This window comes from Stenomitos frigidus ULC18, from assembly GCF_003003795.1.
Classification (GTDB): domain Bacteria; phylum Cyanobacteriota; class Cyanobacteriia; order Leptolyngbyales; family Leptolyngbyaceae; genus Stenomitos; species Stenomitos frigidus_A.
The window spans coordinates 59,945-72,615 of record NZ_PVWK01000160.1; the positions used below are offsets into that span (position 1 = coordinate 59,945).

Sequence of the window (12,671 nt, forward strand, 5' to 3'; positions counted from 1 at the left end):
GAGTAGGGAGTGAGCAGTGGAAAAGGATTTTAAGGGACTGGCTGACCAGTACAAAACGGCACTGCTGGATGATGTCTTGCCGTTTTGGGAACGGCATGCGATCGACTGGGAGCAGGGTGGTTATTTCACCTGTCTCGATCGCGCTGGTAAGGTTTACGACACCGACAAATTTATTTGGTTGCAAAATCGGCAAGTGTGGCTCTTTTCGATGCTATGCAACCAGTTTGAGAAGCGTGAAAACTGGCTCAACATCGCAGCAAACGGTGCAAATTTCCTTGCCAAACATGGACGTGATGCCGATGGTAACTGGTACTTTGCACTCGATCGTGCGGGCAATCCGCTTGTCCAGCCCTACAACATCTTTTCGGACTGCTTTGCCGCGATGGCATTTAGTAAGTATGCGCTGGCATCGGGCGAAGACTGGGCAAAGGATGTGGCGTTGCAGGCATACAACAATGTGCTGCGCCGTAAGGATAATCCCAAAGGTCATTACAACAAGACCTATCCTGGCACACGACCGTTGAAATCCCTGGCAGTGCCCATGATCCTCGCTAACTTGTCGCTAGAAATGGAGTGGCTGTTGCCGAGTGACCAACTGGAGGACATTCTCAGTGCCACGGTTCAGGAAGTGATGGGTGCTTTTTTAGATCGCGATCGAGGCTTGATGTACGAAAACGTTGCGCCTGATGGCTCACACGTTGATTGCTTTGAAGGACGGCTCATTAACCCTGGGCACGGCATCGAAGCGATGTGGTTCATTATGGATATTGCGAATCGTCACAATGACACTGCCACCATTCATCAAGCTGTTGATGTCGTCCTCAATATCCTCAACTTTGCCTGGGATGCTGAGTACGGTGGTTTGTACTATTTCATGGATGCAGAGGGTCATCCCCCGCACCAGTTGGAATGGGATCAAAAACTGTGGTGGGTGCATTTAGAGTCGCTGGTGGCACTGGCAATGGGGTATCGCTTAACTGGCCGAGAAGCCTGCTGGGAGTGGTATCAGAAACTGCACGACTACGCCTGGTCACACTTTGCCGATCCAGAATATGGCGAGTGGTTTGGCTACCTCGATCGACGCGGCGAGGTGCTACTTAACCTCAAAGGCGGCAAATGGAAAGGCTGTTTCCATGTACCACGAGCGCTTTATCTCTGTTGGCAGCAGTTTGAAGCGCTGGAGCAGAAGAGTTGTTAGTGGTTGGTTGTTAGGAGGAGTCATAGACCAGGAGGTTAAGGGCCAAAGCCTGAAAGTATGGTTGACCATTGACCATTGACCACCATCGCCCCTGCCTAATTGACTCAAGCGCGATCGCTTCTATCTAGTTGTACCAATCTGCCTAAAGAAGCGTTCTATAAGACATCCAAACCTGGGCAGAATCGGTGAGGTAATAGTGTCCTGGGCGGTGTAGGTAGCGGCTCGTTTGAGGACTGCATTCTCGCGGCGGTAAACTTCGACCTGTTGCAATTCTCGGCTGACGATCCAATACTCCTCAACGCCTTGAGATGAGTAAAGTTTGAGTTTAGCTTCGCGATCGCGTCGTTCATTCATCACACCCGGAGATAGCACTTCGACGATGAGTTCAGGTGCGCCTGTAAAATGTCCCGCTTCGTCGATGAAACGCTCCATGCGTCCAACACTGATCCAAACCGCATCGGGGATAACATTATCGGCATCGCTGAAGATGATGCCAGGAGTTGGGAATGCTTCTCCTAGCTGCGTCTCGTCTGACCAGTTGCCTAATTCATTACAGATGTTACGAATAACGGCTTGATGTCTCAGATGTGGTGCTCTGGTCACAAAGAGTTCTCCGTCAATGATTTCGTAGTGCTTCCACTCATCGGCTGCAAGGAGTTCGAGATCGGCAGTCGTCCAGCGAAGTTTTTCAGACGAGGTTTGTTGACTCATGACGTGTCTCCGCGACCTTCTTTGGTTCTATTCTCGCTTGTTTATCACCGCGATCGCTCTCCTTCCAAGATCGCCCCTTTATACTATGACGATCGCCTCCAACAAGACCTGAAACAGCGATCGCCCCTTCCCTTAACAATAGCGATCGCCTCTGCATGATTGGCTCAAGGGCGATCGTCCCTCTCCACAGACCGATGATCGCCCCTGGATGATTGGCTCAAGCGCGATCGCGCGCAATTGGGGAAACAGGGTCATTAGGCTCAAGGCAGATCTTCAAACAGAGCAGTCAAATCCTGATAGCCACTCACTACCCTGAGTACTTCGATATCGTCATTGAGTAAACGGTAAAAAATGAGGTACTGCGCGTGGGGCAAACTGCGTGAGCCAGGATAAAGTTCATCTCGTTTGCGACCAATTTGAGGAAACTGAGCAATCCGTTGAAGGGTGGCATCGATGCCGCTCAGAAACCGTTCGGCGCTGGTTAAACCGTTTTGGGCCGCAAGATAATCTGCAATTGCTTCAATATCTCGACTGGCGAGGAGTGTAAGTCGACAAACTCGACTCATGTTTGGGAATAGCGCTGGCGTAATCGTTGGCGAATCGCTTCGATTTCAGTCGCAGCATCCAGGAGTTCTCCCCGTTCGGCGGCTTCAACTCCCAGCAGCACCTCACGGCGTAATGCTTCAAACCGTCCCTGATAAATTTGTTCCCGCTCTGCTAATGCTTGCAGTCCCGCAAGAAGGATTTCTTCTAGTGAGGCATATTTACCACTGGCAATCTGGCGATCGGCAAACTGCTGTAAATCTGGCGGCAGTGGCATAGTCATTGTTGTACTCGAACGTGGGCACTCATTTTTTCAGTTTAACGTACCTGTGGAATCGCCCCAATATGACTGGCTCAAGGGCGATCGCAGTCAGCAAAACCTGAAACGACGATCGCCCCTTCGCTTCACAAGCGCGATCGTCATTTGTGAACTGGCTTCAACTCCCCAGTAGCGCTCGAAAGCCTGCTTGATTAAAATGGTCGTCTGCCGTGAGCGCCTCTATCATGCCTCGCTCCTGCATCACAACAAACGATACGCAGTCAATCAGTCCCCACTCTTTGTCGAGACGATTCTTGAATAAGTTGAAGGCAGCTTCGTAGAGGTCGTTGGATAATGAAACGATTTCAACGTTGGGGTCAGCGATCAGTGATTCAAGAAGCTGAATTGCTGGAACTCTGTATCGTTGTTTAGAGAGTGCATTGCCAATTTCTAAGAGGATTGCTTGTGTTGTCACTAAGCGAGTGCCACTCTTTTCAAGCTGATTGGCAAGATCAAGCGCTCGTGCATGATGTTTGTCAGTGGTGGCAGATAGCGCAATGGCAAACGATGTATCGAGAAAGACCTCAGACATTTTCTTGAACAGCGTCACTATACAAGTAGTGATCTAAATTTGCTGACCAATCGGGAGCGCCTTGCAAATGAAGCGATTTGGCAGTTTGCAGAAACGACTTTGGGTTTGCTGATGTCTCTGGCGAGACGCTCTCAACCGTTATTCGTACTAGTGTGCCAGCTTCCAGGTCTAGAGGCGCTGTTGGATGAAGGGTGGTGCCATCAAAGACAGCTTCTACTATTTGGATCATGGCTGTTCTCACAACTGCGATGTCCTTAGTATATCCGCTCGATTTAACTAACTCGGCTGGCGATCGCAACCAGCAAAACCCGAAACACGATCGCCCCTTCGCTTCACAAGACGATCGCCCCTGCATAATTGGCTCAAATGCTTAAAACTCAATGAGCCGGATGAGTCTTCGGCGAACCTACCAACCCATCCGGCTCGGTTTTATCTTTGGAGGTTGTTGCCGTCCTCACTGGGAAGGGTCTGGACTCTTCTGTGTACGCCCGGACAATTCCCATTGCCCAGTTCTGACGGTAGAAGAGTGCTGGAAACACCGAACACACCACCCGAAAACCAACATTGTTGTTGCGGTCGGCGGGAGCATTATAGTTGCGGTTGGCAGCGCGACAGTTCACCGGATTGTTGTTCCAGGAACCGCCACGTTTACCGACGCCAATCCCAACTCAGGTCTCGACGAGCGAGAAGACTGAGTGAGATGAGTATACGGCATGATGACTGAGAAGCCTGTTTTGTGAAAATAATTTGCTCGCGCTTCGCGCGGAAGAAGAAGGGTAAAGAGCAAGAAGGGAAGAGGGCAAAAGGGCAAAAGTGTAAAGGGCTAGGAGAGTCCTGGAAACACCGAACACACCACCCGAAAACCAACAGCGAAGTTGCGGACGGCGGGAGCAAGAGAGCTGCGGGCGGCAGCGCGACAGTACACCGGACTGCCGAACCAGGAACCGCCACGGATTAACCGCCTTTCACTATTTCCATTCGTCGTCCAGGCACTCCCATCGGTTGGCGCACCGTTGTAATTGCCATGCCAGGGGTCGGCACACCATTCCCAGACGTTGCCGTGCATATCGTACAGACCAAAGGCATTGGCTGGGAAACTGCCCACATCGGTTGTTTGTTTTCGATTGGTTCCCTTTGGACCCTCGCCGTAAGTGTTGGTACCATCATAGTTTGCCAGGTCAGGTGTCATAGTTTCGCCAAAGTAGAAAGGTGTTGTCGTTCCAGCCCGGCAGGCATATTCCCATTCAGCTTCGCTGGGCAAGCGATAGGTCTTCCCTGTTTTTTGCGAGAGTTGGGTACAAAACGCGATCGCGTCATCCCAGGAGACTTGTTCGACCGGACGCTTTGCCCCTTTGAAATTTGAAGGGTTGGTGCCCACGATCGCTTCATACTGCGCCTGAGTCACAGGGTATTTGCCCATACGGAACGCTGGAACAACGACTTTGTGCTGAGGCAGTTCCAAACTAGTCAACGTTTCAGCGTTTTCTTTACTAATCGTTTTCAAATATTCCTGAAGGGTGGCTTCTCGTTGGCTGGCTGACGTTCCCATCAAAAACTCATCACCGGGAACGGCTACCATGTCCAGCGTGACTCCGTTGCCCAGGTCTTCAGCAAAGTATTCGGCGCGGCTGCGGCTGCGACTAATCTCAACCGTTGTTTTACCGCCAAACAGTCCTGGTTTTTTAACAATGACCAGCCTGGCAGTTTCAAACTCAAACGGCTCAAGTGGGATGGGTTTCAGTGCAGGCACTTTCCTTTCAATCGAGTCTGTGATCTCCTTCATCAATGTCGTGAACACGTTTGCGCTTTGCCTTGTGATCAAATTAATGGCATTAAGCTTTGCCAGAGCTTGAATGTCCTGCGGTAGCTGCGCTGGACCAGGCATGACCGTGCCATCCAACAAAATTGGAATCACATATAGCCCTTGCTTTAACGCCAGGGCAATTTCTTGCCGCACCCAATCATTTGGACTCGCTAAGCGTGATCTCCCCCAATTATCCTTCACGCTCAGCCAGGTAGACCCCATCACTACGAGCACCACTTTGCTGACTTGGACGGCTTGCTTCAGACGGTTGGGGAACGCATCTCCATAGCCGATCGAATTGCGATCTAAAAAAACGTGTTCTCGCCCAAAGTGGCGGCTCAGATAATCATCAATGCGACCGACCACGTCCTGACTGTCTGTTCGGCGATAGGAGATGAAAATAGACTCTTTGCTGGGCATGGTTCAAGGTCTAAGGTCGATCCGTAGTTCTCCCACTTATACCAAACGAAACCTCTGAGTTCCTGATGGAGTCAGTAAGTCTTAATGTCTGTCAAAGGATATTTCTCATACTGTCCAACGCGATCGTGTGCTGCTCACCCTTTAGTGGGGTTGAGTTCCTGCTGTAGTCTGGCTCGAAGCCCGACCACTGTGAGTCCGACGAGTGCATTGTGGGTTTCGTCGTAGCGCAACACCATGCCATCGCCAATATCCACCCCAACGGCTGGCAATGGTTCGCCGATCGAGACATATAAGACATCGGCTTCATCGTCATAGTCCCAGGAAACCTGTTCTGACTTCTGTAAAATGCTTATTGCGTCCATAGGGTCACTCTCCGAGTCGAGGGGCGATTAGTGAAATAAGCCGTCAAGATAAAACCATCATCAGCCGTCACTTCACGATAAGCGACAACCAGAAATTTGCTAGTGAGAGGCGTTTGTGGGTAGAAACGCACCGCTAGCAATTCACCTGAGTCTCCTGCTTGAATAGTCTCTGGCGCTGAAACGGTTTCCAGTACTTCTGCCTGTTGCGTAATCATTTCAGGATGCCGCTTCGTAATATGTTGCCACCGTTCTTCTGTCAGCCGAATCGGTAGATTATTTTGGGAGTTTACAGTCAGCATGGAGAGCTAGACACTTGGTCATACAGCGAAGCAACGGGTATTACGAATCTGCACATTTACGCTGTTCCTAGTATAAAAGGTCTCAGCAGGAAGACAGCGAGATTAGATTGGGATGGACAAAACAGGAGTGTGTGCGATCGCCTCCGTTCCAGGGAATTCTTCTTCTAGAACAATTACCCTTACTCAATAAACGGAGCATCGACCCTATGCCGTACCAAAACATTTCTGCGAAGCTCACTGATGCTGATGTGCAGGCGATCAAAGATGCGCTTGCCACCATTGAAGCCAAGCTACCTTTTCTGGTGAACCTGACTGTGGAAGAGCGTCGCAAGCTGTTTAAGATGGGCAACAAAAGTCACGCCTTCGTCAGCAATAGTCTCACTGCTGCTCAGTCTAATCGTGGCATTCTTCCGGCTAGTTTCAATGTGGATGAATTTGTGAGCGACTATCAGCTGGCTACGACTTTAAATGAAATCCATTTTGGGCTACAACAGCTCACCGAAAAAGTAGACGATACCCTGATGGCAGTCAGCAGCGAAGCGATGAGCAGTAGCCTGACGGTGTATGACTACGTGAAGACCGCGGCCAAAAAGACTCCCGGACTGAAGGCGATCGCAGACCAGCTTGGTGAACGCTTCAAAGCGATGCGTGCAAAAGCGCCGAAGGAAACGACTGCTGCTTGATGAGTACTAGTTCTCGCTGGTCGGTAATTGGTTCTCATCAGCGAGGCACGCGACTGCTTAAACGAGAGGTTTTGCTGTATTGACGAGGTTTTACTACTCGCTCACGAGTCTTTACTACTCACTCACGAGTGTCGATCGCTCTCTGGCGAGTCTTTGAACCTTGCTCACGAGTTTTGATCACTCATCCACGAGTCTTTGCCACTCTCTGACGAGTCCTTGAGCTTCGCTCACGAGTCTTTGAACCTCGCTCACGAGTCTTGATCACTCATCCACGAGTCTTTGCCACTCTCTGACGAGTCTTTGAACTTCGCTCACGAGTGTTGATCACTCATCCACGAGTCTTTGAACCTCACTCACGAGTCTTTACTACTCACTCACGAGTGTCGATCGCTCTCCGATAAGTTTTTAATACGCTTCGGCGAGGCTTTACCGCTCCTGTATGAGTCCTTCCGGCATGACTGCTTTACCTGGTAGGCGTGCAGTCAGAACCCGATCGACAGCTTCCTGTTGGAAAGCGGGAATCGTGACAATCCACTGCCCTGGAGCGAACGGAAAGCGAGGCTTAAAACGCAGAATCAGTCTCGTTTCGTCCCTGGATATCCATTGGTAAGAAGAAATTCGTTGCCATTTGAGTGTTAATAGCGCGTAGGAAATGGCGTTTTGTCTCAACTCCAGCCTGTTTATACCTCGTAAAAATGTATAAAGAGCCAAAGACCACAAAACAAATGGCATGTAAATTGTGTTTGCATTCGCAAGGCTGTAGCTAAACCAGGGCTGCTGAGTTGCTTCAAATGACTGATAAGTGAACCAGAGAGCAAAGATAGTTAGCATGAAGGCTTGCGCGACCATCAACCATCGCTGCTGGTCAAGTTGCTCTACCCTCATTAAAAGAGAACCGACCCGTCGTTTTTGCCCCAAACCAATCGCAATGTGTATCCAGGGCAGTAAGATTCCCAGTGCAACATTCAAACCGCCCAGGCCAAAGACAAAGCTTGATACATCTTGTGGGTTCTGAGGAGAATCTGGGAGCAGCAGCCCGAAAATAGTTATACCCAAGAGAGTGAGAATGATAGGAAGACTCCAGTTTCTCCACATTCGTGTCTCATCAATGGTGCTGAGTGCGATCGCGAGTCCTAAGAATATTGAACAAATGCTAACGATACGCAGGCTGTAAACAATCCAGGTCATCGGTACTCCTTAGGGCTAAAGCCTTTTCCGTTGCTGCCTTCATTTCTACCGTTGCTTGCACAGTAGCAAAGAAAAGCTCAAGATCAACCCTTAAGCGGTTAGCAAACCGACTGTTCTTAAGGTGACTACAACTCCTTCGTAAACGCTGTCTCTGGGTCGTAGCACCTGTTTTGTTGGCAGCAGCCCGTCTGGAGTTTGTACAATAGCGGAGGGAGGCGTGTCGCAGGTGTAGTGTCAGGCAGACCTTACAGAGCAAGGATGATAGAAGCAATATGAGCAGTAGTGCAGAAGGAAAGGCGATCGCCCAGGAGTTCAAAACCCACGTTTGGCTTTTGGGTGGTTTAGTCGCAGTCATGTGGGCGATCGAGATTCTCGATCAGTTCGTGTTTCGGGTGGGGTTGCGCCAAACGCTGGATATCTACGGCATCATTCCACGGCACGTCATTGGGCTACGTGGCATTCTCTTTGCGCCCTTTTTGCACGGCAACTTTGCTCACCTGATTGGCAACACCGTGCCGTTTATCGCCCTCGGTTGGCTGATTATGCTGCGCGAAACCAACGATTTCTTTTGGGTCAGCCTCATCACAGCGTTTGTGAGCGGGCTAGGCACCTGGATCTTTGGCTCACCAGGAATCCATATCGGAGCCAGTGGCGTGATCTTCGGCTACCTCGGCTATCTGTTAGCACGAGGCTACTTTGAGCGCAGTATGACCGCGATCGCCATGTCGCTCTTTGTCGGCGCACTCTACGGCAGCCTCATCTGGGGCGTTTTGCCCACTCGCATTGGCATTTCCTGGGAAGGTCATCTCTTTGGCTTTATCGGTGGTGTGCTGGCAGCGAAGTTGCTGACGCCGAAGAAGGGTGTAGGGATTGGGGTGTAGGGAGTGGGGGCAGTGACGAACGCGACGATTATTGGCTGTGGCTATGTGGGCAAAGCCGTTGCTCAACAGTGGCGATCGACGCTGACGGTGACAGCCACGACGACGACGCCCGATCGCGTGACGGAACTGTCTTCGGTAGCGCAGAACGTGCGGGTCGTCAAAGGTACTGATGAGGCGGGACTGCGATCGCTGTTGCATGACCAAGCGATCGTCCTACTCAGTGTGGGGGCACCGCATGCCAATGCGTACGAAGAGACGTATCTGCAAACAGCGAAAACGCTGGTAGCAGTGCTGAAGGATGTGCCATCGGTGCAGCAGGTGATCTATACAGGCAGCTATGCGGTGTATGGCGATCGGCAGGGTGATTGGGTGGATGAAACAGCCAACGTTTCGCCTGCTAACGCGAACGGTGAGCTTTTGGCAGAGACAGAGCGGGTGTTGCTAAGTGCGACGAGTGAAACGCTCAAGGTCTGCGTTTTGCGACTTGGCGGCATCTATGGGCCAGGGCGTGAGTTGGTGAAGATCTTTGGACGCGCAGCAGGCACGACGCGACCGGGGAACGGCGAAGATGCTGCGAATTGGGTGCATCTGGATGACATTGTGGGCGCGATCGACTTTGCGCGCGAGCAGTCGTTAACCGGCATTTACAATCTCGTTGGCAGCGTTCCTGTCACCACAAAAGTATTGCTGGAACGAGTGTTCGCTGCTCACAGCTTGCCCAACGCTGTTTGGGATGCGTCTCAAACCAGCACCCGTCCTTACAATGCCAGAGTGTCGAATCAAACGCTACGTGATGCAGGCTATCAATTTCGCTATCCAGAGATCGTGGAGACGGTGTAATCTAGCGAAAGCGATCGCGCCGGGACGTTGCAATCGGCGCTCTTGCAGATATGTATGGGAGCTCTTATGACGACAACGCTGCCTCAAACTTTGACCGCTGCACAGGAATCAGTGCGTGAACGGATCGATCGCACCTATCACCAACCGCTACCCGATCTCTTATTTGAGGCACAGCGGATGCATCGTGAACACCACGATCCGCGTGCGGTGCAGCTTTGTACCCTTTGCAACATTAAAACAGGCTTGTGTCCCGAAGACTGTGGCTACTGCTCTCAAAGCGTCCACAACAAAACGGAGCTAGAGCCACAGCCGTTAGCCGATATCGAAACGGTGCTGGCTGAAGCAACAGCAGCGAAGGCGCATGGCTCCACCCGTTTTTGCATGGGTGCGGCTTGGCGAGAAGTGAAGGACGGTGCCCAGTTCGATCGCGTGCTGGAAATGGTACGTCAGGTCGCGGCGCTGCAAATGGAAGTCTGCTGCACGTTGGGCATGCTCAAGCCGCATCAGGCACAGCGTCTAAAGGAAGCGGGACTGACAGCGTATAACCATAACCTCGACACCTCGCCAGAGTACTACGGCAAGGTGATTACCACACGCACCTATCAAGACCGACTGGAAACCATTCAGGCAGTCAGCGCAGCAGGTATTTCGGTGTGCTGTGGTGGCATTCTCGGCATGGGTGAAGCGGTGGACGATCGCCTGTCTCTCTTGGCTGCACTGGCAGCACTCGATCCCTTACCAGAGTCGATTCCCATCAACTGTTTGGTGCCTGTTGCCGGAACGCCACTGCAAAACGTTGCGCCTGTCGACTCTATTGAGCTAGTACGCATGGTCGCCACAACGCGCGTTTTGTTTCCGAAGGCGATCGTGCGTCTCTCTGCGGGACGGCTGCAAATGAGTGATGAATTGCAAGCCCTCTGTATGCTGGCGGGTGCCAATTCTATCTTCACAGGCCCCGTACTACTGACCACGCCAAATCCTGACAGCACTCAGGATGAGCAATTGTTGAAGCGGTTGGGAATGGTGCCGAGGGTGTTGCAGTAGAGAGTGGGGAGTGAACCTTTAAAGTTCACGGATTCCTGTAGCCACTGTTTGTAGCCAGTGTTTAAAGTCCCACATCACTAGGCTCATCGTCAGCATCGAACTAGGGTAGAATTTAGTGGCTAAAAACTGCCTCTAAGGGCGTGAGGAAGCGTTGTGCAGAAGTCTCTTTCATCTGAGGCACCAGAGACCTTTTCGGTACTGGGTTTGCCGATTCACTTGTTGAATAACTACACCACCTGGTTGGTCTCGCGTGCCAAACAGCAACGGGGCTGCCATGTAGTGACGCTGAATGCTGAAATGACCATGGCTGCAGAACACGATCTGCCGTTGGCTCAGATTATTCAACAAGCTGAACTGGTCATCCCTGATGGTGCTGGGATTGTGCTGTACCTGAAGCTCTATGGGCGATCGACTCAACGTCGTCCGGGGATTGAACTGGCAGAGTCGCTGTTACGCGAATTTGGACGATTGCCCTCTCTGGGTACCGTCGCGTTTTTTGGTGGGAAGCCGGATGTCATTCAAACAGCAGCAGCCATCTGGCAAGAGCGGGCACCAGGGTTGGCGATCGCGATCGTTCAGCATGGGTATCTCTCACCCGAAGACGAACCCACCTTTCTACAAACGCTGAAAGACACTCAGCCTCGGCTGATCCTGGTTGGTCTAGGGGTGCCCCGTCAAGAATTTTGGATTGCCAAACACCGTCACCTTTGCCCAAACGCCATCTGGATTGGGGTTGGCGGCAGTTTCGACATCTGGGCGGGCGTCAAAACTCGCGCTCCCGGCTGGCTGCGAGACAATCACCTGGAATGGGTCTATCGCCTATATCAGGAGCCCTGGCGCTGGCGACGCATGTTAGCGTTACCAAAGTTCGCGTGGCGCGCGTTGGTGTATCGACTCACGCATTTTGTGCTGTAATGAGTGGGGTTCCTCAGGCATCGTCATTTTATGACCCAGGTATTTAACGGACAGCCGTCGAGCGCGACGAATCGAGCCTCACCCGCTAAGGCTGACGCGATCGTGTCCTTACAAAGCGTGAGCAAAACCTACGAGAATGGCAGTAAAGCGCTCGTAGATGTCAGCCTTGACATTAAACGCGGCGATTTTCTCTTCGTGACGGGCCCCTCCGGTTCGGGCAAGTCAACGCTGTTGAAGTTGCTCTATGGGGAAGAACGAGCCAACCAGGGTGATGTGTTGGTAGACGGTTGCAATTTGACCACCCTGCGCGGCGATCGGCTGTCTCAACTGCGCCGACGCATTGGCATTGTCTTTCAAGACTACAAACTCATTCCTCGCCGCACGGTCATGGAGAATGTGGCGTTTGTGCTGTGGGCACAGGGGCTGCCGCGCAAAGAAATCCACCGTCGACTGCAGCCTGCACTCAAAATGGTGGGCCTCGTACACAAAGCCGATTGCTTTCCCGATCAGCTTTCAGGCGGTGAACAGCAGCGCGTCAGCATTGCGCGGGCGATCGTGAGCACGCCACCCATTCTGCTGGCTGATGAACCAACGGGCAACCTTGACCCAGACAACTCCTGGCAAGTCATCAAAATTCTCAAAAAGCTGAACTCCGTGGGCATTACAGTTATTGTGACCACCCACGATGAGAGCCTGATTCGCCTGTCCAATCATCCAACCGTACAGTTGCGCAATGGTTATCTGTACCGTCCAAAAGGATAGCGTGAGGCTAAGGGAAAAGCGGTCAGCGGTCAGCGGTCAGTGGTCAGCTTTGGATTTAGGAGGTAACCTGATTAATTCTATAGACACAGCAAGAGAAAATGACTCTAAAAGCAGTCAGTTCAGTGTTATGCATGGCGCTGATAGCTGATAGCTGATAGCTGATAGCTGAT

The 12,671-nt window shown here is 51.7% G+C and carries 20 protein-coding genes; 9 read left to right on the plus strand and 11 right to left on the minus strand.

Annotated features, from left to right (window positions below):
- Positions 1–16 precede the first annotated feature (16 nt).
- Complete coding sequence (locus C7B82_RS30550) at positions 17–1,198, plus strand: n-acyl-d-glucosamine 2-epimerase (protein WP_106261056.1); 1,182 nt, start codon at positions 17–19, stop codon at positions 1,196–1,198.
- A gap of 120 nt (positions 1,199–1,318) precedes the next feature.
- Here C7B82_RS30550 and C7B82_RS30555 read toward each other — a convergent pair whose 3' ends face one another.
- The 4 genes from C7B82_RS30555 to C7B82_RS30565 all read right to left on the minus strand — a co-directional run bounded on the left by C7B82_RS30555 (position 1,319) and on the right by C7B82_RS30565 (position 2,735).
- Positions 1,319–1,909 (minus strand): Uma2 family endonuclease, encoded by a 591-nt coding sequence (locus tag C7B82_RS30555; RefSeq protein WP_106261057.1) that lies wholly within the window; start codon positions 1,907–1,909, stop codon positions 1,319–1,321.
- A gap of 132 nt (positions 1,910–2,041) precedes the next feature.
- Positions 2,042–2,164 (minus strand): hypothetical protein, encoded by a 123-nt coding sequence (locus C7B82_RS34495; protein ID WP_281259069.1) that lies wholly within the window; start codon positions 2,162–2,164, stop codon positions 2,042–2,044.
- A gap of 5 nt (positions 2,165–2,169) precedes the next feature.
- The gene (locus C7B82_RS30560) at positions 2,170–2,475 is read right to left on the minus strand and encodes a type II toxin-antitoxin system RelE/ParE family toxin (protein WP_106261059.1); all 306 of its coding nucleotides are present in this window, start codon (positions 2,473–2,475) and stop codon (positions 2,170–2,172) included.
- Positions 2,472–2,735, minus strand: a complete 264-nt coding sequence (locus C7B82_RS30565) for a ribbon-helix-helix domain-containing protein (RefSeq protein WP_106261060.1) — start codon at positions 2,733–2,735, stop codon at positions 2,472–2,474. Before C7B82_RS30565 ends, C7B82_RS30560 begins: the two co-directional genes overlap by 4 nt.
- Positions 2,736–2,781: 46 nt before the next feature.
- Here C7B82_RS30565 and C7B82_RS34500 point away from each other — a divergent pair, with 46 nt between their 5' ends.
- Positions 2,782–2,904: a hypothetical protein gene (locus C7B82_RS34500; protein WP_281259070.1), complete on the plus strand. Its 123-nt coding sequence runs from the start codon at positions 2,782–2,784 to the stop codon at positions 2,902–2,904.
- Here C7B82_RS34500 and C7B82_RS30570 read toward each other — a convergent pair.
- Positions 2,890–3,303: a type II toxin-antitoxin system VapC family toxin gene (locus C7B82_RS30570; RefSeq protein ID WP_106261062.1), complete on the minus strand. Its 414-nt coding sequence runs from the start codon at positions 3,301–3,303 to the stop codon at positions 2,890–2,892. The two genes, C7B82_RS34500 and C7B82_RS30570, sit on opposite strands and share 15 nt — an antisense overlap.
- Complete coding sequence (locus C7B82_RS30575) at positions 3,296–3,532, minus strand: antitoxin family protein (protein WP_106261064.1); 237 nt, start codon at positions 3,530–3,532, stop codon at positions 3,296–3,298. The genes C7B82_RS30570 and C7B82_RS30575 overlap by 8 nt, the downstream gene beginning before the upstream one ends.
- 19 nt (positions 3,533–3,551) lie before the next feature.
- On the opposite strand from C7B82_RS30575, the gene C7B82_RS34505 reads away from it, so the two are divergent.
- Positions 3,552–3,677 (plus strand): hypothetical protein, encoded by a 126-nt coding sequence (locus C7B82_RS34505; protein ID WP_281259071.1) that lies wholly within the window; start codon positions 3,552–3,554, stop codon positions 3,675–3,677.
- 3 nt (positions 3,678–3,680) lie between these two features.
- On the opposite strand, the gene C7B82_RS32870 is transcribed toward C7B82_RS34505, so the two are convergent.
- The 4 genes from C7B82_RS32870 to C7B82_RS30595 all read right to left on the minus strand — a co-directional run bounded on the left by C7B82_RS32870 (position 3,681) and on the right by C7B82_RS30595 (position 6,188).
- Positions 3,681–3,923 carry a hypothetical protein gene (locus C7B82_RS32870; RefSeq protein ID WP_181357797.1) on the minus strand — a complete coding sequence of 81 codons (243 nt, stop codon included), beginning with the start codon at positions 3,921–3,923 and terminating at the stop codon, positions 3,681–3,683.
- A gap of 203 nt (positions 3,924–4,126) precedes the next feature.
- Entirely contained in the window at positions 4,127–5,527 is a 1,401-nt protein-coding gene (locus C7B82_RS30585) for an SUMF1/EgtB/PvdO family nonheme iron enzyme (RefSeq protein ID WP_219904772.1), read from the minus strand.
- 134 nt (positions 5,528–5,661) lie between these two features.
- Positions 5,662–5,889: a DUF2283 domain-containing protein gene (locus tag C7B82_RS30590; RefSeq protein ID WP_106261065.1), complete on the minus strand. Its 228-nt coding sequence runs from the start codon at positions 5,887–5,889 to the stop codon at positions 5,662–5,664.
- Positions 5,877–6,188 carry a hypothetical protein gene (locus C7B82_RS30595; RefSeq protein ID WP_106261067.1) on the minus strand — a complete coding sequence of 104 codons (312 nt, stop codon included), beginning with the start codon at positions 6,186–6,188 and terminating at the stop codon, positions 5,877–5,879. The genes C7B82_RS30590 and C7B82_RS30595 overlap by 13 nt, the downstream gene beginning before the upstream one ends.
- Before the next feature lie 206 nt (positions 6,189–6,394).
- On the opposite strand from C7B82_RS30595, the gene C7B82_RS30600 reads away from it, so the two are divergent.
- Positions 6,395–6,871, plus strand: coding sequence for a hypothetical protein (locus C7B82_RS30600; RefSeq protein WP_106261068.1), 477 nt, complete (start codon positions 6,395–6,397; stop codon positions 6,869–6,871).
- A gap of 426 nt (positions 6,872–7,297) precedes the next feature.
- Here the strand turns inward: C7B82_RS30600 and C7B82_RS30605 are convergent, their stop codons facing one another.
- Complete coding sequence (locus tag C7B82_RS30605; protein WP_106261070.1) at positions 7,298–8,059, minus strand: hypothetical protein; 762 nt, start codon at positions 8,057–8,059, stop codon at positions 7,298–7,300.
- Between the two features lie 272 nt (positions 8,060–8,331).
- On the opposite strand from C7B82_RS30605, the gene C7B82_RS30610 reads away from it, so the two are divergent.
- The 5 genes from C7B82_RS30610 (at position 8,332) to ftsE (ending at position 12,501) form a co-directional block, all read left to right on the plus strand.
- Positions 8,332–8,940 (plus strand): rhomboid family intramembrane serine protease, encoded by a 609-nt coding sequence (locus C7B82_RS30610; RefSeq protein ID WP_106261072.1) that lies wholly within the window; start codon positions 8,332–8,334, stop codon positions 8,938–8,940.
- A gap of 12 nt (positions 8,941–8,952) precedes the next feature.
- Entirely contained in the window at positions 8,953–9,780 is an 828-nt protein-coding gene (locus C7B82_RS30615) for an NAD-dependent epimerase/dehydratase family protein (protein WP_106261142.1), read from the plus strand.
- Between the two features lie 66 nt (positions 9,781–9,846).
- The gene (bioB, locus tag C7B82_RS30620; RefSeq protein WP_106261073.1) at positions 9,847–10,824 is read left to right on the plus strand and encodes a biotin synthase BioB; all 978 of its coding nucleotides are present in this window, start codon (positions 9,847–9,849) and stop codon (positions 10,822–10,824) included.
- A gap of 153 nt (positions 10,825–10,977) precedes the next feature.
- On the plus strand, positions 10,978–11,739 hold the full coding sequence (locus C7B82_RS30625; RefSeq protein ID WP_106261075.1) for a WecB/TagA/CpsF family glycosyltransferase: 762 nt from the start codon (positions 10,978–10,980) through the stop codon (positions 11,737–11,739).
- A 30-nt stretch (positions 11,740–11,769) separates the two neighbouring features.
- On the plus strand, positions 11,770–12,501 hold the full coding sequence (gene ftsE, locus C7B82_RS30630) for a cell division ATP-binding protein FtsE (protein WP_106261077.1): 732 nt from the start codon (positions 11,770–11,772) through the stop codon (positions 12,499–12,501).
- The last annotated feature ends 170 nt before the right edge of the window (positions 12,502–12,671 follow it).